Here is a 24,084-nt window from a genome sequence, read left to right on the forward strand (position 1 = left end):
AGTCATCATTGGTTTCAATCAGTAGACGTAACAACTTCTTGTATTCACAAGCGTCTTGCTATTAACCCGGTGGAAATATACGTCTGCTAGGCGGCATAGCTGATATATTCATTGTTAAAATATTTCCTGACCCGACTTGGCTTTCTTTGCAGCATCGCCATGTGAGATTGTGCCTTAGACTTTAATTGCTTTTTATTTCTAGCCGGCTTACCACTGTGAACACCTTTCTTTAGATCACAGTTTAAATACTCGTCAGGATTAAGCTCTGGAGAATACGCAGGTAGATAAAACACCTCAATCATCTCTTTGTGATCCTCTAGCCATTCTTTGACCGGCTTGCAATGATGCACTCGTAAGTTATCCAAAATTAAAAATACCTTGCGGTCAGCTGAATTAACTAAGCGCATCATAAAATCGATAAGTATGTCGCCGTTCATGGTTCCTTCGAAAAACCGAAACCGAACTTTGCCCTGATTCGTGACTGCAGATATCATGTTGATCGACTCAGAATTTGCGTTTAGCTTGATTACCGGCGTCTTTCCCTTCGGGGCGTAACCTCGTTCGTGCTGGCAATTGTTACGCAAGCCTGTTTCGTCACCCCAATATATCTCGGCATTTTCAGACTTCGCGCGCGCTTTGATGTCTGGATATTCTTCTTTAAGCCACTTCTTTACTTCTGGTGCTCGTTGCTCATAAGCGCGCTTCTGAGGCTTTTGTGGCGTCATTCCCCAGCGTTTCAAGTAATCGCCAACCGTTCTTACCGCTAGCTCAACTCCATACTCTTGAAGAATTAGCTGCTGTACTGATTGGCGAGTCCACAATGCATAGTCCAACCGCAGTTGATCTGGCGTCCTATTTGTTATCAGGCTTTTAATTCTGTCGCTCTGCTCCTTGGACAGAAGTGTTCCTTCGCCTTTTTTAGGTCCGCGCTTATTGATTTTTAATTTGTTGGGAGGAATTTTCAGCCACCTCCCAACGGTATCGGGGTGAGCTCCAACGATTTCAGAAATTTCTGCTCGAGTCATTCCTGTCTTGCGCAACTTTTGCGCCGTACGTCGTTTTTCTTCTATTGCGTCGAATGATAGAGTGCGAGTGTCTGGTTTACTGTTCATCCGAGCATTATATCAGATATATACACTCACCGGGTTAATAGTTTTTGCGATTGTAGTATTGTTGCTGCTTAGTGGATCAACCGCTCGACAAACCAAAAAGTTCCGAAACCTCCTATTAGGTACCCCATCACCGTCCTTGCTCGTGCCAGGATTCGCTGGCTTTTCACCAAATACGCAACGACCAAGTCCAGGCACCATGCGAAAACCAACACCGCAATTTGTCCTAATTCAACACCAAAATTGAATGCCAACAGACTTACCACAAAAGTATCGGCAGGCAGGCCAATGTCCTTCAACGCCCCAGCAAAACCCAACCCATGTATTAAACCAAATAAAAATGCTACTACGGAGGGCGCCATAGAAGCCAGGGTAGCCCTGTTCCTTAACCCTTCAACCGCAACCAAGCAGATCGACAGCGCTATTAATAATTCTACAAAACGTTGATTGACAGCAACAGCGTCTACCATACTCGCCGCTAACGTTAGGCTATGCGCTAAAGTGAAGGCAGTCGCGGTAATGATTAGCTTTTTTCGAAATCCGACAAGTAATATTAAGCCGAACACGAACAGCAGATGATCGTAACCCATTAAAATATGTTCTGCTCCCATCGTCCCATAAAGGCCGATGATGAACCAGAGCGATTGTTGAGACGTCTCAGACCTCAACTGCACTGTTGGCCTCTGCCCATACACAATGTCAGTTTCGAAGCTTCCATCACTTTTCTGTAGGCGAGTGATTACTTAAGCATGCACAGGCAAATTCACCAGTTCTATTCTTCCATTGAAAGCACCTTTTTCGCAATTGATAGAGCCATCAGTATCTACACAGCCCTCGGGAAAAACAAAACCTACCTTAACTCTGTTGTCAGCCACCTCCTTAGAAGGGAGCCAGTAATATTGATAAATATCCGCACCGCGCTGTTCGATGTTTAAAAATGACGCACTTAACGCATGACCATGCAAGCTGTCCGTCCCCAGCGCAAGCAGCGACAGGAGCAAGTAACGAAAGACCAGCATTACTGTGGCGCTCTGCGATTAACTTCATAATCTGCGTGCAACTGGGCTAACAAGTTATCCAGTGCAGCGGTTTTAGCCTGTTTCTTATAATCTACCAACACTAACGATTCTACATCGTCAAAATCTGGCAACGTCCCCTCAATTTTTTTATTGACGCGAATCAGATACCACTGTCTCGCAGTAAAGAGCAATTGCCATACACCCTCTGTTGATTCACCAAGCGCTTGCACAAAGCCATCACCCAATCGAGCTCTTATTGCAAGCTCACTGCGCTTGTTAAAATGATTGTACTTCAAGCCAAATGATTTATATTCTGCACCTGCATGCAATTCCGACAGCACATCCTCTGCATATGCTTTAGTAGATTTCTCACCAACCCCCATAGACAACTGCTCATAATCATACCTCCCGGCTGACTGGTAGTTTCTTTTACTTTTACGGTAAAAATCTTTCAATTCGGAACGGCTTGGCGGCAGTACAATCGCTGACCTTTCATATATTTCTTTCGTTTTAGCGATAATCCTATCCCGAACTACCGGGTCTTTTGTATCTATTCCCATTGTTAAACCTTTCCGGTACAACATCTCCTCGTTTACCCACTTCGTCTCAAACTGTTCATAATCATGATCGGAAGGCTCTCGACCGAACTGTGTTTTGTATTGCTGATCAAAGTCAGCTCTGAGCCCTACTGGTATATCAATCACTGCGCCCTCTTCGGCGGTGTTGTTTTCAGGCACAATAAACACATATAAGACAGCTGCAAAAATACCAAAGTGCACTAAAGGATCTGCAAAGAACCGTAACCATGATGAAGATTTATATTTTTGCATATTCACGTGAGACCGATTTTCTTCCACTAATTGACCTAACACCCCACGCTGACTAGCGCACTGCCAGGCTCCATAAAGGCAAGTTCACAGCAAATGATTCGGCATTAAAATTTCCAAAAGCTTTCACTTTTTTTAATTTTTTTTAACAACCGACTTAGTTTTCTATACAGGCACGGCCGGAATATCTTTGCAGGTAAACAACCCCCTTACGCGCCAGATCTATTCGGGACCCACCCCGAGGTCACAAAAATTTAATTTCAACGTTTTCCAAGCGAAATCAGATCGTCACAAGAAGCTCTCAACCTATATCTGCGCTTTATCAACGCAAATCACAGGCTGAAGACCTTCGCCAGTCATTTCTACGTAAGATTGAACAATTTCAATTTGGGCCGAGCGAAACCAGAAGCCAACAACATTTATCCATTGTATTTTTTAGCTCTACACCATTCATGGGGGATAGTTTGACATGCTACAAATGCACACACAAAAACTGCTAGCGTTAGCAGTAGCCGGAGTAATGGCATCAAATGTTAGCTTAGCCAAAGACATTGACTATAAAGCAAAGGTAGAGACAATTGGCGAAGCCAGCGACAAAACGACTGTCCGCGGCCAAGTTTTTTTAGATACCAATAAAAACGGCACGCGCGATCACAACGAACGCGGTATAAGCGGCGTAATGGTTTCAAACGGAATCGACGTTGTCAAAACCGGTCGCAAAGGCTATTATCGTTTACCAGCCTATGATGGCATGACCGTGTTCATCACCGAACCTGAAGGCTACGATGTACCGGTTAATATTGATAATGTGCCCCAATTTTATTATCACCATTTACCAGCAGGATCTCCCAATCTGCGTTTTGGTGGGCTAGAGCCTACCGGCCCCCTCCCCGATCGAATTAATTTCCCCCTTACGAAAGCTGAAAACAAACATAAATTTAAGATGATTGTCATCGGTGACACTCAGCCCTACAGCAACACGGAAGTAGGCTACATGCGCGACAGCTTGGCAAAAGAATTTGCCAGCATGAACTTAAACGACTTTGAAGGATTGCTTATTGAGGGCGATGTGGCTGGCGATGATCTAGGCCTGTACCCCCGCATCAAAGAAATCATGAGCACTGCAGAGCTCCCTCAGTACTACGTACCAGGCAACCACGACTTAGATTTTGACGCAGAGAGTGACGCCAATTCATTTGACACTTTTAAGCGCGAATGGGGCCCGGCTTATTATTCTTTTGACGTAGGTCAGGTCCATTTTGTCACACTGGACAATGTTCAGTACCCCTGCGAAAACCACGACGGTGATCACGAGTTTTGTGACGCCAGCGCTACTTATAACGGTGTAATCACCGATGAACAATTGCAGTGGCTGGAAAACGATTTGTCACATGTGGATAAAGACAAGCTGGTAGTTTTGAGCATGCACATCCCTATTATCTCTTTTGTAGACTCGGAATCCAATAAGCACCAAACCGATAACGCAGCAGCGCTGTACGAGCTGCTAGAGGGTCGCCCAGCGTTGGCTTTAAGTGGCCATACGCACACCCTGGAGCATTTTGAGCCCGGCGAAGGTGATCGCAGCCATATCGCCGGCTTGGATATACCCGCCACTCCTTTTCCCCAGATTATCACCGGCGCAGGCGCTGGCTCCTGGTGGACTGGTGATTTCGATGAAGACGGCATTCCAATGAGCTATCAGCGACTGGGTGGCAAGCGCGGGTTTATGATTTTTGAATTCGACGGCAATACCTTTAAAGACACCTTTAAGGCCACCGGCATGCCTAACAGAAAGCAGATTAATGTCGGATTTCTTTCGCCTGCGTTCGTTAACTGGTACGAATCACTATTAACCTGGTTACGCGATGGCGCCGTTGGGGTTCCACCAGTGAATTACAACGAACTGGCCGACACCAACATCGTAACCTACGAAGAGCTGGCGAACGCTCAGATTACCGCTAATGTCTGGAATGGCTCCAGTGCCACCACCGTTACCATGCGAATAGACCATGACCCAGCCATAACCATGTTGCGGAATGAAGAGGCACTAGACCCTGCTGCCTTGGAGAAGCAAATGTTTGTCTTCCGTTATGCCAATGAAAGCACTTCCGATGAGATTCGAACTCAGGGGTTCGAGTTGTTCCAGGGCAGCCAAGCTGGCCCCTCCAGCCCACGCCCTCAAGATGAGTGGACGCATACAGACAACTCCAATCACCTCTGGACCGCCAGCCTCCCAACGGACCTCGACCCTGGCGTACACACACTAACCATAAAAGCGACGGACAAACATGGTCGTCGCCACTATGAGACAGTGGTATTTGAAGTTCGAGAGGAGCGCCCAGATCCATTATTCCGTGATTACGTTTTTTCTGAGCAAGAATAGAAAAGTTTGGGGCGAATTCCGCGCCAACAAATAGGCAAACAAAAAAGGCCCCAATCGCTGGGGCCTTTTTCGGTTTAGAACTGCTGATTAACTATTGGCAAGCACCCAAGTCTTCCAGGTTAAACGGATCGGTCATTACCTGTTTATCACGACCTATATACACCTGCGCACCGGAAGGAATAGTAGACGTGGTAAAACAGGTCTGGCTGCCACTTGGCACAGTGATATTGAGAGCATCAATACCACGGTTGGCGATGTAGAGCATAAAGTCGATGTTATTGTCGCCAACGGTGGCGTCAACTATATCGCTGTTCTCTAGCTGGTCGCCGGTGGCTACCAACGGTAGGCTAGACGAGATCAAACCGCTGTACGGAGACCAAGCCAAGCCACCACCAACAACATGCATCTGCCACTGTGCGTCAGCGGTAACGGCGTCACAGTCTTGCCACAGATACAAACCGGGCTCAGTGCCGTTGTCGTAGCTAGGTGCACCGCACTGAGCAGGCTCCGGCGCTATATCACAGCTTTCTAGCGTATCCAGGTTGAGCGGTGAAGCCGTTAGTTGCTTGTTTTCACCTAGGTAGATTGGGATATCTTGATCTAAGATCAGACAGGCGTTGGCACCATTGGCGGTAAAGCTAAAGCTATCACGGGCCGCGTTCCAAACTTTCATCAGATAAACGATTTCGTCAGGGTTGGTGGTGTTATCAAACACATCGTTGGGCTCAAAGCTATCTTGTGCGGTGCTGCTAAAGCCACCTACGGAAGTCACGCTACCGCTGGCCTGTACGCCGGCTGGATTACCGCCGCCACTGAGGGTTGCGCTCCACTCGCCGAGCACACAGTCTTTCCACAGGAACAAGCCCTCTTCGGTTGCACTGTCGAAGGTTGGCATTCCACACTCTTCCGCCGGCGGTGCTACGTCACAGGCTTCCAATGTGGTTAGGTTCAGCGGGCTGTCCACTTCTACACGGTTCTGGCCAAGGTACATGGGCAGATCCACATCGTTGACGGTTAAGCAAGCGCCGGTACCCGGTGTGAAGTTCAAACCATCTTCCGCTGCATTCCAGGTTTTTAACACAAAGGCCAAAACTTCTGGGCTTGGTGCGGTGAGCACATCGTGGCCTTCAATGCTGTAACCGGTGTAGGTTAACGCTTGTGTCGCTTCGATATTACCCTCGTAGAACACGCCGTCAGCATTGCCGCCGCCGGTTACGCGCATGCGCCATTCGCCGCTACCGTCACAGGTATCCCACAGGAATACGCCGGCTTCGGTAAAGCGATCGAATACAGGCTCGTAACAAGCGTCGGATACATTGCCGTTGTCGTCATCTTGGATGGACACCGTGGCAGAACTGCCCGCGGTTAAGCTCACCAGAGACGATAGACCAACACTAAAGGTCTCATTAGACTCGGCAGTGGTGTCATCCAAAATGGTTACGCTTACGCTCTGGCTGGTTTGACCAATGGCAAAACTCACCTGCTGATTCAGCGTTAGGTAATCGCTACCGCCACTGGCGCTGCCATCACTGGTGCTGACAAGTACGCTGGCGGGCACGCGCGGCGCAACCGACAAGCTCACTTGCAAGGTCACACTGCCTGTAGCCTCTGCAACGGATGCAGAACCAATGCTAACTTCCGGTACGGTGCGGGTAGCGTCGGTCGGATAGGCATCCTGGGTATCCGGCACGCCGTCGCCATCGCTGTCGGTGGGCGCAGGGCCACTACCAGGATTGGTTGGGTCGCTATCAACCAAGTCATCAATACCATCGCCATCGGCGTCAACACCACCGTTGGTATCGAGGGCATTCACTTTGCCGTCGCCGTTGGTATCAAAGGCAGCGTAAACCGTATTGGCGATATCGTAGGCGGTACCATCGTTATTGGGGTTGGAAGATTCCGCATCCAAGAAGTCCGGTAGGCCATCACCATCGCTGTCCGGCGCATTGCTGACACTACCCTGGTCGTTGACCAGATCATCGACAATGTAGTTGCCGTCGGCATCGCTTAAGCCAGCTTCGACCACATCCGGAATGGTGTCGCCGTCACTGTCCAAATCGCGTTCGTTAACAATCCCGTCGCCATCTTGGTCGGTGGACTCCGGTGTATTTACGGTTACGGAAATATCATCCATGGCCGCTTCCACCAAAGAGCCGCTGCCGTTATCGGCGGCTTCCACCAGTAATTGGATGGATTGGCCAGCGTAGCCGCTAATATTGGTACTGAACGCCGTCCAGTTGGCACTACGACGAGAGCCGGATGCCAAATCGGTAAGGATGGCTTGCGTATTACCACCAGCCACAATAGAAACGCGGAAGTAATCCGAAGACGACGCGTTGCTCCAGTGGGATAGGTAGTAATTGAACTTCAAGGTGGTCGCGAAGGGTGACAAATTAATCATCGGCGACAGTATCGTGGTTACACCGCCGTCGATGTCGTTGGAGCCAGATTGGCCGCCAGATAAACCAGTCACCAAAGCACTGGAGCCGCTGGTGGTGTTATTGAGCTGGATATTGTTGCCCCAGTAGGACGTGCCTTCTGGGTTACCAATTTCCCAAACACCGGTGGAGGCGTTATCCGTGTTGTAAGGATTGCGTGTCCAACCTTGGTTGCTCTCAAAACTATCCAACACCACATCTTCGGCAGAACCGGCAATGGTTTCAGCGCTGTCCACTAGGCCATCGTTGTCGATGTCGGCATCACTGTTATCGCCCACGCCGTCACCGTCGGTGTCGGAAGTTTCGGTTGGGTCGTTGGGGAAAGCATCGCTGTTGTCGCCCACACCATCGCCGTCGCTGTCACTGGACTCGCTAGGGTCGTTAGGGAAGGCATCAGCATTATCACCAACGCCATCCAAGTCACTGTCGTAGGCTTCGGTTGGATCTGTTGGGAACAAGTCTGTGTTGTCACCCACGCCGTCGCCATCGGTATCAGACCATTCAGTAGGATCCAGCGGGAAGGCGTCGTCCACATCCAACACACCGTCGTTGTCGTCGTCCGGATCAGTGGCATCGCCAATACCGTCGCCATCGCTATCACACGGACCGAAGTCGTTAAGAATATCAAAGGGCGGTTTTAGCTTTTTACCGGTGGAGCCAATAATGATCGCATCGATATCTTGTTGGCTGAAATCAATACACATAGTGGATTGATTGGCAGTGGAGAAATTGATGGTTTTATTATTGCCGTAGGTATCGTTGGTTAGGGTCTCGAAGTTAATAACACCACCGGCATTGGTGAAGGTGTCTACACCAGTGAAATTGATCGGCGTAGCTGCTCCGATATTTCGGCTACCGGAGATAGTACCCGCCGTGACCTGTGGTACGTTTTCAATCAGACGAGCCAATCCACTGCGCGAGCGCAAATGCCAAGTGTCGGTACCGCAATCGCGCCATATCTGAATCATAGGGCCATAGGTACTGGTGTATTGTGGCACACCACACTCTTCACCGTCGGCAATTTCAGTTTTCACTTCTGGGCCAAGTACTGCCGGCTCAAGGTTCCTGGCTTCAATGGCGTTGTACAGCTGGTCGGCAGAAACATTAGTGTATACGTCCACCTGACCGGCAGGCCACTCGATACGAATTTCATCGATGGTGGTGTTACCCGCTAAGCCAAAGTGTAGGCGCTGATGGTTTTGCGCCCAGCGGTGGTAGCCACCGTTTTGCTCGCGCATTTGGGTTACACCACCGGCGGTGACGTATACCTTGGCACCGAGGCCAGGACCATTACTGGTAACACCGTTTAAATCGATCTCAATCCAGTGGTTACCGTTTCCTTTATTGCGGAACAAATTATCCGGGCCACCGAAACCAAATGGGTAGAACAGCAAACCATTAACTACTGCTAAATCAACAAAACCGTCTACGTCGTAGTCAGCAACCACAGCCGCTTCTGCTATGCCGAACTCATTGCCTGGACCGACGGGGCCTTCACCACCGTGGCTAGACACCTCAGTAAAGGTTCCGTCACCGTTGTTGTCAAAATATCGGTTTACTTTGTTGTCTACGCCTGCGCCACAACCCATATACAGGTCGAGGTCCATGTCGTTATCGAAATCCGCAGTTACAACGGTGCGACACTCAAACGGCGTTGCTAAGCCTGTGTTATATACCGCTTCAAAACCTGAGTCGGTATTAACTAGGTGTGTTGCGTTTTGTGGCTCATCACGGTTGGTTAAGCCAAACATTACTGGGTTGCTAACGGGATTCTCTGCCCGCACGCGGACATAACCAGCATCGCTGTTATTGTCCTGCACGCGCCACTGCCCACCACTGTAACTGATGCTGATGCCACGAACCGTACCGGAGGTATTACCGTTGGTATTGAGAACTAGTACGTCTTCGTCAAGGTAGGCGCCTCCGCCGTCACCATCAATCAAAAATGTCACTTGGCCAGTGGCGGAGAAAGTAAAACCAGAACCGCTGTCGTAGCGGAACCAGCCGTCAATTTCAGTATCGCTTATTTTAGAAGCGCCATTGGGCCTTAAGCCACCACGAAGAACGATGATGTCTTGTTTTAGATCGTTGTTAAAATCTCCGAGAGCCGTGTCGAGCACGTTGGCCATAAAGGGAACACGATCACTAACAGCCGAGCTACTGCCGTCTTCAGGAAAGCGGTCTTCATCAACGCAGGCGTAGTCTAGGTCGCCGTCGTTATCGGCATCGATAAATTGCGATATGTTGCCCTGGCACTCATAGCGCGTGATGTAGCTGATGTCGCGGCCACCATTGGTTGGCTTCCAGGCCGTGTGCGCCTGTCCCAAGCTGCTGGGCGTCGTGTGAGTGAAAAAGCCACCGGAATCTGCGTTGTTGATGAAAAAGTCATACTCATCACCAACCAAAAGGTCATCATCACCGTCTTTATCGTAATCACCCCAGGCAGCGCCGTGCACGTCGCGCATGGTGTTACCCAGCCAGAAATAATCCATGTGGTGATCGTATTCCATACTCACATCTTCAAAATCACCGGTGCCGGTATTTCGATACATGCGAGTGTAATCTCGGTGACCGTTATTGTAGATGTCCGGGTATTCATCGCCGTTAAGATTACCCCAGGCGATTCCCCAGCTTTCTGTGCCCCGGTAAAAACCGAGTGCGTCCGATGTGTCATCGAACTGAATGGGCGCCGCATTAATAGCGCTGGGCAGGCCGGCAACCGCCAGAAATTGACTTGCGAAAACAAAACGTTTCGACTTTTTAAAAATATCCATTAGCTACCTTCAACAGAAAACTATGTTTCTTCCTTGATTGCCTTGCAGTGATGAAGTAAGGCTCGCGGAGGCTTTTTTCGGTGATTTTTTGAACTTAAGAATTGTATCGTTTATTTGAACCAGCTCACACCGCAGTCACAAGCTTATCCGTGATATTTTTGTAAATTAACAATTAGTTAACACTAAAAATCATTACACTTATTTACTTTACAAAAATACAAACACCGAAGCTTTGTTCAAAAACGATCTAGGCGATCATACCGGCGGAATGTTTATATTCAAAAAGTTTAACAACCTTTGTTTATTGAGCGAGATCCTGCAATAAGGATCTAAGAAGCGAACATGTTGAGCGAAAGAAGCCTACAGGTGGAGACTAATCCGTTATGTCTGAACTTCTAGCCGAAAACGCATGGCGTGCGCCCAGCGACACAAAGTCAGTACCAGGTGACTAACGGAGCGACAGATAAGCTACGGCTTTATTTCAATCAACTGATAAATATGGATCAGTCAGTCAAAATTAGCTGTTCAAAAATAAGCAATAGCAAAATTGAATTTTACGGAAGTAGAAATCGTGGAAAGCGGAATTCTAGCGCCGCTCATATAAGCGAGAATTGAGTGTTAATTGAAGGGAATATAAAAAACGAAAAGCCGACGGAAACCATAGCTTGCCTATGGACAACCCACTTTCCCTATCACTAAACCAACAACGGCGTTCTTTTCCAGACGGCCCAGTCGTTCGCTGTTGGTGCTGTGCTTGGCATTATCACCGTGCAACACCAGCGAGAGATCCGCGTTGACTTGCTTAACCCGCTTTATGATTATTCCAAAATCAGGATGATCAACCACAACGCACTGCCCTACCCTGAATCTCTTGGGCCAGCACCACAATAAAACGTAGTCGCCATCACGAAAACTGGGGAGCATACTCTCCCCAGTCACTTTAAACAGCCTTAATGGAATCACTGCAGCTTGGGGTAAACCACGGGCTCTTCAGGCAAGTATGGGCATTTTGCGGTAAAAGTAGCCACATTTTTAGTGGCCCAGAAAGCGTCGGCAAATTGGTTGATAAGCGTTAATAGCTTTTCGCCTTTATCCCGCTCTACGCCCTGCTTACAAGCTGAACCCGCCAGCATAATACTGTGCACCAATTGGTGAATATCAGGAAACTGCTCAAACTGAGGCTGTTTAAAGTAATCACCCCAAATAACCCGAACCTCATGTTTGGCTTTTTCGGCATGGGTTTCTTTTTCGGCTACAAGCCGAGCCAGGGTCGCCTGCTCGGCAACCGTCAGAGAATCCTTGGCCGCCAGCTCGGCGATCAAATCCATAAACCGAATCACACTCAAAGCCGCAATCTGCGCGGTTTGAGGATCGTATATTTTGCAGGGGATATCACAGTGTGCCTGGGCCTGTGGCACCGCTACTACGGAATCTACGAGGGACAGTAATTTATGCAACATATTACTTCTCCTGTTGTGTGGGTAGCTTGGCTTTTTGTTTGCGCTGGCGCAGAGCCACCCAAACGCCGGCGCCCACCGCGGCAACGGCCATAACCGCCAACGCGTGTAGGGCTGGGCTGCTCCAATGGTTGTGATCGTGGCCGGCGTGGGCCATGGCTTGGTTACAAAAAACCGCTGCGGTTACCAGGGCCGCCCCCCGGGCTAAGATAGTGTGTTTCACTGGGAATCCTCCAATCTAGATTATGTCTGTGGTCGTCCACCGGTATATTGATGACACACAATCTCAATTGCAAATGATTTTTATTTGCAATATATTCACCACGCCTTTTAACCCCCCGCAGTACGAGGAAACCCAGTGGCCAAGTTTATCCGCGAACAAGTAACCCATATTCATCATTGGAACGACACACTGTTTAGCTTTCGCACCACGCGTCAGCAATCGCTACGGTTTGAAAACGGCCACTTTATTATGATCGGTTTAGAGGTTGAGGGGCGGCCTTTAATGCGCGCCTACAGCGTAGCCAGCGCAAATTATCAGCCCGAGCTGGAATTCTTCAGCATTAAAGTGCCGGATGGCCCGCTGACCTCTCGCCTGCAAAAAATACAAGTGGGCGATGAAATTTTAATGAGCACCAAACCCACCGGCACGCTGATCTCCGGTAATTTACTCGACGGTGAAAACCTGTATTTGCTGGGAACCGGCACCGGCCTAGCGCCGTTTTTAAGCATTATTCGCGACCCGGACGTTTACGAGCAATTTAATAAGGTTATTTTGGTCCACGGCGTGCGCGAGACCTCGGAGCTGGCCTACCAAGATTTAATCGAAAATCAGTTGCCAAACGACGAGTACCTAGGGGACATGGTGCGGGAGAAGCTCATTTACTACCCCACGGTCACCAGGGAGCATTTCCGCAACACCGGCCGCGTGACCGACTTAATGACCAGCGGAAAATTATTTGACGACATCGGCCTCGCCAAACCGGACAAGAGCCGCGACCGCTTTATGCTTTGCGGCAGCCCCAGCATGCTGAAAGACACCTGCGCCATCTTAGATGGCTGGGGAATGGAAGAGTCTCGCCACGGCAACCGGGCGGAGTATGTTATTGAGCGGGCATTTGTAGAGCAGTAACTCCCAGTTATTACCGTAATTAGGCAGCAATGAAGCTGATGGGCCTCGCCATCAGCCTCTTTTCTTTGAACCTACCCTTTGCCTCTCGCACCCCCACCTTCCAACGCCACCCCTTTCGCACCAGAGTCGCCCGAAACCGATCCGCCACTAGCATGACCACACTAAAGGCTGGTTAACATCAGAAAACCATTGACCAATAGATGATAATGATTATTATTACCGAAGAAATCGATTAACCCAGAGTAGCCACCATGAACAGCAGAACCACCCTATGCTTACGCCATCGCAGAGCGCTGGAGATGGATCCAGAAAGAGCCACTCAATGCTGGCACCAAGCCATCCATTGCGCCCGGTACGAGGTCAATGCGAAGCAATGGGAACGCGCCAAAAACCGTTACTTCCACGCCATAGAGGTTGCCGAAATTTTGCTGTTTACGGACAACAACCCAAACCGCAGCGAGGCTCGCATGCTGCAAACCTGTACCGAATACGCATACCTGTTGCACTCCATGACTCTTCCCACGTGCGGCTTGGCCAAATACGCCAGAGCGTGCTTTAGCAACAGTGATAAACCGGATTCGATTAAAAAGCTAACCAACGCGCTTCAAGACATTGCTCTATCAAGCCCCAATCAATGCGAACATTGGCTGACCGGCATTGCCCAGTCACACTTCCTACCCATCAGCAATCAACTGCACTGAGGCTATGAACTGCAGAGGGGAGTAATTATTGAAAAAGGGAAAGAAAATACCACCCGCAATTGATAATGATTATCATTTATATTAAATTGGCTCACAACAATCACCTGTTGACCGGAGACCGGCATGTGCATCGCCGCCCATTCCCTGAGCTACTCCTTAGGCCAAAAAAGAGTACTGAGTAACGTTTACGCTCAACTGGCGCCGGGGGTAATCACCGCCGTAATTGGCCCGCCAAAATCCGGCAAAACGGCCTTATTGAAATGTTTATCCGGGGAATGGACGCCCACCCAGGGCCGGGTGTGCTGGCGTGATGGTAAATCTTCCAAGCCTGCCGTGCCGGCCCAGACGAAATATTGGTCTCAATCCATTGCGCGATCGACCAAGCAATCCGTTTTTGAGGCGGTCAGCAAATTCGCCACACCGCGCCCCCGGGGCCACTTGGATATTCTCTTAGACCTGTTTCACCAATTTGATCTAACCCACCTACTTAGGCGTAGCTACTGCCAGTTAACCAACAACCAAAAAATTCGCGTTCGGCTGGTAAGTGCCCTCTTCTATAGTCAAACCCCGAATACTTCGGATAACTTTCTTACGCTGAGCGAGCCCATCGCCGAAATGAGCGCTTTACACCAAATCGCCCTGCTAAATTGTTTAAAAGAGTTAGCTTCACAAGGCATTGGCAGCGCGCTTGTGATTCATGATTTAAACCTGGCTGCGAGATTCGCAGATCGTCTTATTTTGCTGTTAAACGGTGAATTGGTTGCTTCCGGTAACTGCACCGAAGTGTTGGGCACTAAACTGATTAGCCGCACCTACCACAGCCGTTTAAGAGTCGAGTATCATCAACAACTGCATTGGCCGCAGGCGTAGTAGCCCAATTCGCCACCCACCGTTTGAGGACCATCACTTGAAACACCCGCTGACAACTTTTTTACCGGCTCTGGCAACTTCTCTGGCCCTGGCAACAATGGCGCAAGCAGCAACCGCCGAGGCCGGCTCCACCGACGGAGATTGTGACCCACAATCGCGTTTTATATTCAGCTGGCCAATGGATAACAGCTGCAACAACAAGCCCCGGGGCGGAACCAGTACCGGTGATCATGTCACCCTAGACGACCAACCCCACGCCGGCTGGCAGCAACTGCAAGCCATGGGCCTGAACAAAAAGGAGCGCGACCGCCGCGCCATCCTGGCCATGGCCGGGGGCTATAAAGTCTCTTTCGATTTTTTGGAAGTGCTGGGTTTTAGAGAGAACTTTCAACGCGATAAACCCTACCAGTCTTGGGGAACTGAATACGTTTATGTGTTGGCCAACGAGCCCGATTTTATTAGCCTTCAGCATGTCATGGTGATGGTATTTGTGGATTCCGAGGGCCAAGTGTCTGAACCCATGGTAATGAAACACTGGCGGCAGGATTGGCAGTACCAGGCCAAACAAATGCTCACCTATCACCATAACAATCAATGGCAGTTGGAAAAAATTCCCAGTTCCGAGCGCAAAGGCAGTTGGGCACAAACCGTGTACCAAGTGGATGACTCCCCGCGCTACGCCTCCTACGGAACTTGGCAACACAACAACAGTTTTTCCACCTGGCTTAGCCACACCACGCGGCGGCCACTGCCGCGCCGGGAACACAGCGTGCGCGACGACTACGATGTGTTAGAGGGTTTTAATCGCCATACCATTACCCGTACCGGCTGGGTGCAGGAAGAAGAAAACTGGAAACTGGTGCTAAACGACAACGGTGAGCCAGCAGCAGACCCATACCTCAGCAAAGAACTGGGCGTTGCCCGTTACCGAACCATAAGCGGTTTTGATTTCAAACCCGGCGACGACTACATGGCCAGCGCCGGGCAATTTTGGGCCGATGTTCGCAGTGCATTCGACGCGGTTATTGCCGAGCAAAAAGGCTTTACCTTGCAGCGCCCCAAGGATGCACCACCACTGTTCGTCCCCCTGTTTGATTACGCCGCCAAAGTAGCCGAAGCCAAAGCCTACGATGCAGAAAAAGGCAAAGCCTTTGCGGAACAGACCGTGCGTGGTTATTCCGGCCATTAGTTTGGCCATTAAACAGTCTTGATTGGGGAGCCATTTATGGCTGGTACGCCGGGTAATCGGTGTACCCGGCTGCTCCGCCACCAAAGAAAGCATCTCCCTTGGGCTCCGCTAGGGGCCAGCCATGCTCAAGGCGTTGAGGCAAATCTGGGTTAGCAATAAACGGCCGGCCAAAACCAATTAAATCGGCCCAACCTTGCTGCAAAGCCTGTTCGGCTCGTTGCGCGTTGTATTTACCTGCGTAAATCAAGCTGCCGCCATACATAAGTCTAATGGCCTCTTTAAAAGCAACCGGCATTTCTGGCGCGTCGTCCCAGTCGGCTTCGGCAATGTGAATATAGCCAACGCCCAAATCATCAAGCAGTTTCACTGCGGCCAGATAGGTTGCCTGGGGTGTATCATCCACGGCGCCTTGCAACGTTGTGAGCGGGGCTAACCGCACGCCCACTTTATCTGCGCCCACCACGGCAGCCACGACGTTAACCACGTTTTTAAGAAACCGTAGCCTATTGGCCAAGCTGCCACCGTATTGGTCGGTGCGGTTATTGGCCTGGGAATCGATAAATTGATTGATTAAATACCCGTTGGCGCCGTGCAGTTCTACACCATCAAAGCCGGCGTCCATGGCATTGCGGGCTGCCTGAGCATAATCCTGCACCACGGCTTGGATTTCCTGTTCGGCCAGCGCCCTCGGTGCGGAATGCTGAATCATTTCTCCGGCACCGCCGCTGGGGCCTCGTTGCTCTGGGTCTATAAATACTTTTACCCCCTCGGCTACCAGCGGCGACGACGATACCGGCGCGGCACCACCGGGCTGCAACGCAGTGTGTGAAACTCGGCCCACATGCCATAACTGCGCATACATTACGCCGCCGGCTTGGTGCACGGCATCGGTCACAGCTCGCCAGCCCGCCACCTGCTGCTGGCTGTAGATGCCTGGAGTCCAAGCGTAACCCTGGCCCTGCTGGCTTATCTGCGTACCCTCGCTGATGATCAACCCCGCGCCGGCGCGCTGGGCATAGTACTGGGCCATTAATTCGGTGGGCACATCACCGGCAGCGGCACGGGACCGTGTCATAGGCGGCATAACCATGCGGTTTTTTAAGGCTTGGCCGGCCAGTGAAAAAGATTGAAACAACATAAAAATTCTCCGCAATTGGTTTTAGAGACGTTTGTTTTTGGGCCTGGGTTTATTGGCCGAGGTTTATTGGCTTAGATTTATGGACATAGGTTTATCGACATAGCTTTATTGGCTGGGACTGGCCAAAATCGAGCGGCCCGAATCGGGTATTCCCACTCTGCGGCTGGCGTCATTTGCACGAAGATTGTTTGGGCCAACCAAGGCCAACAGTTGTTGCAAATCGACACTTTGGGCCATGGCCCGATTACCAGCGTCGCCAGGGTGAAGATGGTCGCCTGAGTCGTATTTGGGCAAAAGCCGAAGAGGCGCTGTTGGGTCTTGCAAAGCGGTATCGAGATCGACAACGGCATCAAAGGAACCGCTGGTTTTAATCCATTGGTTTAACTGCTGGCGCAATCGGTTTTTATCCGCTTGGTAATAATTGCTTAAGGGGGTGTCTGGCAGTGCGCCCTGAAACGGTGGCAAAGTTGCTCCAATTACCGTCACACCCCGGCGGTGAGCACGGGCAACGAGCTTTTCAAAACCCGTGGTTAACGCTTTTAAACTGGGCAAACTGGCGTTGGGCGCAAACGCCGTACCGGGCCAAGAAATATCGTTAATACCCAGTAACACAATCACACTACTCACTCCGGGCTGGGATAAGACATCTCGCTCTAGCCGCGCCAGCGCCGACTCACCCATGCCATCGGATAACAAACGAGCACCGGAGATACCAGCATTGGCAACCGCTATATTGTGCGGCACCAAACGCTCGGCCAAAAAATCTGGCCAACGGCTATTGTTGTCCAAACTCGCCGTGGCGCCATCGGTGATGGAATCTCCAATCACCACCACACCGGTGGCTGGTTGCCGGGGCTGCACCCAAATATCCGAAAGTAACAACCGCGCAGTAGTGCTCTGCTCTTCTGCCGCAGCTGACCTATCCGGTAAAGCACTGCTATTGCCCTCGGTAATCCAACTGGTTTGCCGGCCATCCCAATGAAAACTTTGCACCGGCGTGGTCTCGGCCAAATAAGTTTTAACTTCCAACTGCGCTAGGTTCTGCACAGGTAATTCGATGGCGTCACTCACCAACTGGCCACCGGGAGGAATCACTCCGCGACCGTGCTGGTTGAAGGTAACTGCGGCTGCTAATCCCGGCGCCGGGCTTGCCACTCGCACGCTTACCTGCCCCAGGGTTACCGGGCGATCACCATAGGTATTGGCAAACACCAGGCGTAACTTGTCGCCTCCTAGGCTTACTCTGGCGTACTGGGTAATGGTTTGATTGTTCAGCGCCTTGGGCACATTGGTGGGGAAAATAAATTCTTCACCCCATACAGGCTGAGGGCTGGCCTGCCAACTGGTAACCCAGCCCGGGTTAGTCTCCGCTGGCTGCTCAGCGTTTAGCGCCTTGGCGTAGGCTGGTTTTAGCCACAGCATCAATAGACTTGCCATGGCACCCGTAGCTAAGCCCCCGAGGTTAGATAATCTGCTCACAATACGCCTCCTGTCGATAAGTAAGGTCATTATCGATTGGGGAACCTGTTGTGAATAGGTAGCTCAAAAGAACATCATTTATGAATTAATGGCACAGATAAAATGGCTCGTAATGACGTTAACCGCTTCGCCGAACTGGAGGTATTTGTGAAGGTGGTGGAACAGGGTGGATTTTCCGCCGCTGCCCGCCAAATGGGGATGACGCCGTCGGCGGTCAGCAAGCTCATAAGCCGGTTAGAACAACGGCTGGCTACTCGTTTGGTCAACCGCTCCACCCGGCAACTGCAAGTCACCTCTGAAGGCTGCGATTTTTATGAACGAGGCCGCCTGATATTGGCCAACCTGGAGGAAGCCGAGCGCGCCACCAGTGCCCAGGCAACACCCAAAGGCCGTATTCATGTGAATACCAACGTGCCTTTTGCAGAGTACTTTCTATTACCTTTGGTGCCAACGTTTGGCCAACGCTACCCCGACATATCACTGGAACTGAGCCTAACTGACCAAGTGATTGATATCGTTGAACAGCGTACCGACGTCGCTCTACGCGCGGGGCCGTTGAAAAGCTCCAGTTTAGTAGCCCGAAAATTGGGCCAAACCCACAAACTACTGGTGGCCGCGCCCAGTTATCTAAAACAACATGCCACGCCACTTCACCCCGATGACCTCGCCCAGCATACGTTGATCGATCACACCAGCTACGGCGCTCAATCCCAGTGGCCATTTCGCGAGCAGGGCAAATCGCAATCGGTCACCACTCGGGCTCGGTGGCAGGCCAATAATGGAGAGGCCATTAAACAGTTGGTAATGAATGGTGCTGGCATCGCTAGGCTGGCTGTGTTCCAGGTGAAAAACGAAATCGCCAAGGGCGAGCTGGTGCCATTGCTAGAAACCTACAACCCCAGAGAAACAGAAGAAATCCACGCCGTGTACGTGGGCCAAGGCGGGTTTCTACCGCGTAGGGTACGGGTGTTTTTGGATTTTTTGGTGGAGCATGTGGTAATCGACGGCGTTCTTTAGCCGCTGAGGTTTAGCCGCTCAGGTTTAACCCTTGCAGTTTAACCGCTTTGGTTTAAACATCGTGGAACGACATAAACGCAGTCCACTCCTGAACCTGGGGCCATGGCAATGTTTTTTCTGCAAAGTTTTCCAGCCGGTGCACAGCTTGGCGTAGTAGATGATTGCCCTGGGGCAGATGCAACCACAGGCTAAAACCGACGTTCAGCAGCACGGTTAACCAAAACACCGTTCTAAAGCGAACTTTCTTAGTTTTGTGCCGGAATGTTTGCTGTGCGAGTAACGCACTGGGCCAACCGCCCAACACCCCAAGCAAGTGCAATCTGCTCTCTGGCACTCGCCATCGCCCTTTCATCGCAGATCGTTTATCCACGGCGTAAAACACGTAGGTGAGTCCATTGATCAGTACCACAGAGACGGCCAAAAACAACGGGATATAGCCAAACCAAAAGGAAGCCGCCAGTGCAGCAAACACCGCCAACAAAAGGGCGTAATATCGAATCATTGAAGGAATACACTGTCGGACTTGCAGACTGATTTCAGTCGGATTAGTGGGTAGGCTCTGTGGAATGGATGACTTGGCCCAGCGCTGCATACTGCTCCAAATCATCAGTATTTAACTCGGCGCAGTGAAGCTCTAGTTGATTATACAGATCCAGGGCTTGCTCATGCTTGAGGGGTGTTTTTCGCAACACCGTTTTCGGCTCGTTTAAACAACTAACGCGATTAAAACGATGTTCGGTCACCCGCGATTCTACACGCGCTGTGCCAAAGTAATGCAATGACGCCCCTGACAGCTGAGCGGCAACCACAAACCTATGTTTGGTACCGGTCGCATCGAGGAAACCAACATCATACTGGGATTTATCCGGCAGAGCGCTAACCGACAAAATAGCCTTAACATTAATAACCATAGTAACCTCAACTCAATCAACCTGGCTTAGCAACCACTGTTTTCCTTTTAGTTCCCCTTCGCCCTCTCGCCTGAACAACGCCAGCTGTTGCAAACAGAACTCTATACTAGGCAAAGCCGGGCTGTCACTGTACCAAAGCGCTAGGGAGGGCTCTACTGTGGGTTTAAACCAATTAGCAGCTTGCGCCATAAATTTTTGATGTGTACCCGAGTAAACAAAGGCGGCTAAATCTGCCGGGGACTGCCAAACAGACCGCGTAATAAACAAGGTATCATCATCGTACATTTGATCGCCGCAAATATAGCCTTGGGCTAACGCTACCTTGCGGTTGATTACCCGGGCTCCGGCGGAGAACTTTAGAAACCTTGGATCGGTTACCGGATATAGTATTTCCGATACATTGACTTGGCATAAATACATAGACACGGCTCTTGGTTAGATCGCCTTAGATCCTGGGAAGTTCTTAAGTGAGGTGCAACTCCATAATAGTTTCATCAAATTCATCTTGTTCAACCACGCTAAAACCGAAGCGTTTAAAAAATGCGCACATAACGTCGTGACCTTCGACGTAGCAAATCGATACAACGTTTACATCCGCTATATTTTTAATTTCCTCTAAGGCCAGTGCCACCGCCGCCGTACCATAGCCTTTGCCCTGGTGCTGAACGTCAATTAACAATTGATCTATAAAGATCTCTTGTGGCTTACCATCGCGGTAGTTGCGATAGCCGCGATAATATTGCAAAAATCCCACTATCTCTGTACCGCAACAAACCGCACGATTGATGTAGTAATCGTAGAACTTGGAAGCCGCAATGGCTTCCGCCGGCGTTGCCACGTAGCGCTCTTGTTGCTTAGAGATCTCTAAGCTAATGACATCAATCCAGTTTTCCCGCGTGACATCGCTTAAACTAGTAACCACATTCATTCCTTAACTGCGCTAGCCCTGGCTACGGGCAATTTACGGATTGGTGATCAATAATACGGCAGCTCTTTTAATAGCACCGATAACAGGCCAAGGGCTCTCAAACTCAATGGGAGTTTCCTGGAGCCGTGTTAACTGGCGAGCTTTAATCTTCCTTCCAAGTAGATACGCCGCTTCAATGCAGCGACGCTCCAAACAGTCTTCCATGATTTCGATTTCGGCCCCAAACGTTTTTACAGCGGCAAAGCCGGTTGTAAGAGAATCAGTGACGATTCAGCACACTATGCGTAGAAGTCGCATTAAAAGGTGTAACTTACACCAGCTTTAAATTGTCGTGGCAAATTACTGCGCGCGCCAAATGGCCGCCTGGACACAATCTCTTGCTCATCGGTAAGGTTTTCGGCAATCAATTTTACCGCCAATTGCTCGGTGATATCGTATCCGATGGATAAATCCACCGTGGTTAACGCTTCGGTGCTGGTGCCGTCTTCATAGCTGCCATAGCCTGGCACCTCGCGCATTTCGCTAATGTGCTTTACGGCCAGCTGGGCCTGCCAATTAAGCCCAGTCACTCCAGCCTGTAAACGCAATTGATGTTCGGGCAAATACGGCAACTCATCGCCTTGACGAATAGAGCGCGACACACCTTCGAAGTATCCCGGGTTCCACTGTGAAAAACTGGATAAAAACGAACTTTGAAAGGCCGATTCGGTGTAGGTGTACACTACATCGATTGGCAGCTGCAAGTTACCACCCAAACTGGCAACGTATTGCCCGGTAAACTCAAAACCACCAACTTCTATATCTCCGCCATTAAATTCTTCGCCAGCCACGCACCCGGGGTCGGAAACTCGGCAACGACCTAATAAATTATCGTACTGACTGAAAAAGCCAATAACTTCGGCATTCAGCGCGCCCTTTTTGTAGCGCACGCCATACTCTAGATTTAAGCTTTCTTCGGGGTCTACATCGTCAGCAGCTCCTGGGCTGGCTGGAGAAAACCCTTTGTTTATCCCTGCCAATAAGCCAACGGCTTGGCTGAACTGATAATACACCCCCACTCCCGGCAGCACGACATCCTGCGTATTGCTGGCAGTGGTGCCAGCCAATTTGTCTTCGGCGGTACCATCAATGGATTCAACACGTAAGCCCAGGTCTATTTTCCATTTCTGCCATTCAATCGTGTCATTTATAAATACCGCCACAGCATCGGTTTCCCATTCATTCAGGGTCTCCTTATCTACGCTGGTAGACACTGGCACAAGATTGCCATCGACCATGGCGTAGGCATAGGGCTGATGGTCGCGTTCAACATAGTCGTGGTGTAAACGTAGCCCGGCCTCCAGATTGTGGGTGACATCGCCTGCTGCAATGGTTTTGCGTAAATCAAACGCCACTCCGTTACTGCCGTAACTGCGATCGAAATCGGTTATATCGATCCACTCACTGCTTCCGTTGCTGTTTGCTTGGCCACGAATCAGTGCCAACTCTGTGCCGAAGTCTTGCGGCTGCGCCAACACCAGTGCGGCCGCAGTGGCGTTTTCATCCGTGAAGCCATCAAATTTAAACCAGGCACGCTGATACTCATTGTGATAAGCCCGGGTGGTTAAATTCCAACCTGAGCCTAAATCGATAAAGTGAAAAATGTGGATTTGGCTATGCTCGGAATCAAATTCATCCAGGGCACTGGCGGCGTATCGCCGACTGGGGCTTGCGGCAAAATCGTCATCTGTTAAGCCTAAATACGTTTCCTGGGAGGTCTCATCAGCGTAACCCAGCTTTACCTGTATTTCTTGGTAAAAACGACTATCACTAGCACTGTGCCACTGCACCTTGGCATTGATGTCGTTGCGCTCAAAGCCGGTATCACCACCACCGTCCAGCGATTTAAAACCATCCGAGCCAAAATGTAATGCATCTATCCAGTAGGAAAACTGGCCGATGCGATCGCCGTAGAAGACTCGATACTTTTGAAAATTATCGCTGCCAAGGGTGGCTTCAACCTTGCCTTCTTGCTCGTTAGGGGTGGGAGCCGTTACCAAATTGATGGCACCACCTACCGTGTGTGGGCCGTATTTCACCACTGAGGGCCCCTTGAACACCTCCACCATACTCATACGATTTACATTGGGCAAATAATAGGCTGCCGGAGCTGAATAAGGTGCCGGGGCAATTAACACGCCGTCTTCCATCAGCGTGATTTTCTGGCTACGTTCGGAGGTTGCACCGCGTAACCCAATGTTGGGCCGCAGGCCATAGCCATCTTCCTGGCGAATATAAACTCCAGGGGTTTGACTTAGCAGGCTGGTTAAATCCACGGCATCGAAAGCTTCTATTTGTGCTTTATCGATAATGCTGGCCGAGCCCGAGGTCGTTTGCAGCTGGTCTTGCCCTACCGTTACAGTGACTTCTTCAATGCGCGAAGCAGCCTTATCGCTTGCTGGCTTAGCTGTATTCGTTCCGGTTTGGGCCGCCCCTAGTGTTGGAAAGCCCACGCAACACATCGCCACTGCCAAAGATAAAGGCTTGAATAGATATCTCGCTATTGCCGCATTAGTTAACGCCTGCTTAGAAGACGACAATACTGAGCGAGCAGTTACCGGCGTAGGCAGACGGGATTGTTTTATTTCAACTCTACGCACCGGCGAGGACGCTTGTGTAGGATTTAAGCTCATTGTCGAGGGTACCACTGGTGGGAAACTATTCATTACGTTG

Annotated in this window: 21 protein-coding genes; 6 read left to right on the top strand and 15 right to left on the bottom strand. The window is 50.3% G+C overall.

Annotated features, from left to right (window positions below; genetic code table 11):
• Window positions 1-86: 86 nt before the first annotated feature.
• The 4 genes from ACGHM3_RS18320 to ACGHM3_RS18335 all read right to left on the bottom strand — a co-directional run bounded on the left by ACGHM3_RS18320 (window position 87) and on the right by ACGHM3_RS18335 (window position 2,958).
• Entirely contained in the window at window positions 87-1,112 is a 1,026-nt protein-coding gene (locus ACGHM3_RS18320; RefSeq protein ID WP_390517130.1) for an IS630 family transposase, read from the bottom strand.
• A 68-nt stretch (window positions 1,113-1,180) separates the two neighbouring features.
• Entirely contained in the window at window positions 1,181-1,783 is a 603-nt protein-coding gene (locus ACGHM3_RS18325) for a HupE/UreJ family protein (protein WP_345422484.1), read from the bottom strand.
• A gap of 69 nt (window positions 1,784-1,852) precedes the next feature.
• On the bottom strand, window positions 1,853-2,128 hold the full coding sequence (locus ACGHM3_RS18330; protein WP_345422481.1) for a hypothetical protein: 276 nt from the start codon (window positions 2,126-2,128) through the stop codon (window positions 1,853-1,855).
• Window positions 2,128-2,958, bottom strand: coding sequence for a peptidylprolyl isomerase (locus ACGHM3_RS18335; RefSeq protein WP_345422496.1), 831 nt, complete (start codon window positions 2,956-2,958; stop codon window positions 2,128-2,130). The genes ACGHM3_RS18330 and ACGHM3_RS18335 overlap by 1 nt, the downstream gene beginning before the upstream one ends.
• A gap of 517 nt (window positions 2,959-3,475) precedes the next feature.
• Here ACGHM3_RS18335 and ACGHM3_RS18340 point away from each other — a divergent pair.
• A complete protein-coding gene (locus ACGHM3_RS18340) occupies window positions 3,476-5,338 on the top strand; it encodes a calcineurin-like phosphoesterase family protein (RefSeq protein WP_345422478.1) in 1,863 nt (620 codons plus the stop codon).
• A gap of 91 nt (window positions 5,339-5,429) precedes the next feature.
• Here the strand turns inward: ACGHM3_RS18340 and ACGHM3_RS18345 are convergent, their stop codons facing one another.
• From ACGHM3_RS18345 to ACGHM3_RS18360, 4 genes are all read right to left on the bottom strand, one after another.
• Window positions 5,430-10,550: an ASPIC/UnbV domain-containing protein gene (locus ACGHM3_RS18345; protein ID WP_345422475.1), complete on the bottom strand. Its 5,121-nt coding sequence runs from the start codon at window positions 10,548-10,550 to the stop codon at window positions 5,430-5,432.
• Between the two features lie 669 nt (window positions 10,551-11,219).
• On the bottom strand, window positions 11,220-11,513 hold the full coding sequence (locus ACGHM3_RS18350; protein ID WP_390517389.1) for a S24/S26 family peptidase: 294 nt from the start codon (window positions 11,511-11,513) through the stop codon (window positions 11,220-11,222).
• Complete coding sequence (sodN, locus tag ACGHM3_RS18355; protein WP_345422469.1) at window positions 11,510-12,010, bottom strand: superoxide dismutase, Ni; 501 nt, start codon at window positions 12,008-12,010, stop codon at window positions 11,510-11,512. Before sodN ends, ACGHM3_RS18350 begins: the two co-directional genes overlap by 4 nt.
• Before the next feature lies 1 nt (window position 12,011).
• Window positions 12,012-12,230 (bottom strand): hypothetical protein, encoded by a 219-nt coding sequence (locus tag ACGHM3_RS18360; protein ID WP_345422467.1) that lies wholly within the window; start codon window positions 12,228-12,230, stop codon window positions 12,012-12,014.
• A 135-nt stretch (window positions 12,231-12,365) separates the two neighbouring features.
• On the opposite strand from ACGHM3_RS18360, the gene ACGHM3_RS18365 reads away from it, so the two are divergent.
• The 4 genes from ACGHM3_RS18365 (at window position 12,366) to ACGHM3_RS18380 (ending at window position 15,899) form a co-directional block, all read left to right on the top strand.
• On the top strand, window positions 12,366-13,139 hold the full coding sequence (locus ACGHM3_RS18365) for a ferredoxin--NADP reductase (RefSeq protein ID WP_345422464.1): 774 nt from the start codon (window positions 12,366-12,368) through the stop codon (window positions 13,137-13,139).
• A 251-nt stretch (window positions 13,140-13,390) separates the two neighbouring features.
• Window positions 13,391-13,840 (top strand): hypothetical protein, encoded by a 450-nt coding sequence (locus tag ACGHM3_RS18370; RefSeq protein ID WP_345422461.1) that lies wholly within the window; start codon window positions 13,391-13,393, stop codon window positions 13,838-13,840.
• Between the two features lie 123 nt (window positions 13,841-13,963).
• Window positions 13,964-14,710: an ATP-binding cassette domain-containing protein gene (locus tag ACGHM3_RS18375; protein WP_345422458.1), complete on the top strand. Its 747-nt coding sequence runs from the start codon at window positions 13,964-13,966 to the stop codon at window positions 14,708-14,710.
• Window positions 14,711-14,747: 37 nt separating this feature from the next.
• Complete coding sequence (locus ACGHM3_RS18380) at window positions 14,748-15,899, top strand: DUF6607 family protein (protein WP_345422455.1); 1,152 nt, start codon at window positions 14,748-14,750, stop codon at window positions 15,897-15,899.
• Window positions 15,900-15,933: 34 nt separating this feature from the next.
• On the opposite strand, the gene ACGHM3_RS18385 is transcribed toward ACGHM3_RS18380, so the two are convergent.
• Both ACGHM3_RS18385 and ACGHM3_RS18390 read right to left on the bottom strand, forming a co-directional pair.
• On the bottom strand, window positions 15,934-17,037 hold the full coding sequence (locus ACGHM3_RS18385) for an alkene reductase (protein WP_345422452.1): 1,104 nt from the start codon (window positions 17,035-17,037) through the stop codon (window positions 15,934-15,936).
• A gap of 105 nt (window positions 17,038-17,142) precedes the next feature.
• The gene (locus ACGHM3_RS18390; protein ID WP_345422450.1) at window positions 17,143-18,516 is read right to left on the bottom strand and encodes an SGNH/GDSL hydrolase family protein; all 1,374 of its coding nucleotides are present in this window, start codon (window positions 18,514-18,516) and stop codon (window positions 17,143-17,145) included.
• 102 nt (window positions 18,517-18,618) lie between these two features.
• Between ACGHM3_RS18390 and ACGHM3_RS18395 the strand changes: the two genes are divergently transcribed.
• Entirely contained in the window at window positions 18,619-19,533 is a 915-nt protein-coding gene (locus ACGHM3_RS18395) for a LysR family transcriptional regulator (protein WP_345422447.1), read from the top strand.
• 52 nt (window positions 19,534-19,585) lie between these two features.
• Here ACGHM3_RS18395 and ACGHM3_RS18400 read toward each other — a convergent pair whose 3' ends face one another.
• From ACGHM3_RS18400 to ACGHM3_RS18420, 5 genes are all read right to left on the bottom strand, one after another.
• On the bottom strand, window positions 19,586-20,125 hold the full coding sequence (locus ACGHM3_RS18400; RefSeq protein WP_345422444.1) for a DUF1294 domain-containing protein: 540 nt from the start codon (window positions 20,123-20,125) through the stop codon (window positions 19,586-19,588).
• Window positions 20,079-20,444 (bottom strand): hypothetical protein, encoded by a 366-nt coding sequence (locus ACGHM3_RS18405; RefSeq protein WP_345422441.1) that lies wholly within the window; start codon window positions 20,442-20,444, stop codon window positions 20,079-20,081. The genes ACGHM3_RS18400 and ACGHM3_RS18405 overlap by 47 nt, the downstream gene beginning before the upstream one ends.
• A gap of 12 nt (window positions 20,445-20,456) precedes the next feature.
• Window positions 20,457-20,864: a DUF3291 domain-containing protein gene (locus ACGHM3_RS18410; protein ID WP_345422438.1), complete on the bottom strand. Its 408-nt coding sequence runs from the start codon at window positions 20,862-20,864 to the stop codon at window positions 20,457-20,459.
• A gap of 43 nt (window positions 20,865-20,907) precedes the next feature.
• Window positions 20,908-21,366 carry a GNAT family N-acetyltransferase gene (locus ACGHM3_RS18415; protein ID WP_345422435.1) on the bottom strand — a complete coding sequence of 153 codons (459 nt, stop codon included), beginning with the start codon at window positions 21,364-21,366 and terminating at the stop codon, window positions 20,908-20,910.
• Between the two features lie 302 nt (window positions 21,367-21,668).
• Window positions 21,669-24,077: a TonB-dependent receptor domain-containing protein gene (locus tag ACGHM3_RS18420; protein WP_345422432.1), complete on the bottom strand. Its 2,409-nt coding sequence runs from the start codon at window positions 24,075-24,077 to the stop codon at window positions 21,669-21,671.
• Between the last annotated feature and the right edge of the window lie 7 nt (window positions 24,078-24,084).

It is taken from the genome of Halioxenophilus aromaticivorans (assembly GCF_042850945.1).
Taxonomy (GTDB): Bacteria; Pseudomonadota; Gammaproteobacteria; order Pseudomonadales; family Cellvibrionaceae; genus Halioxenophilus; species Halioxenophilus aromaticivorans.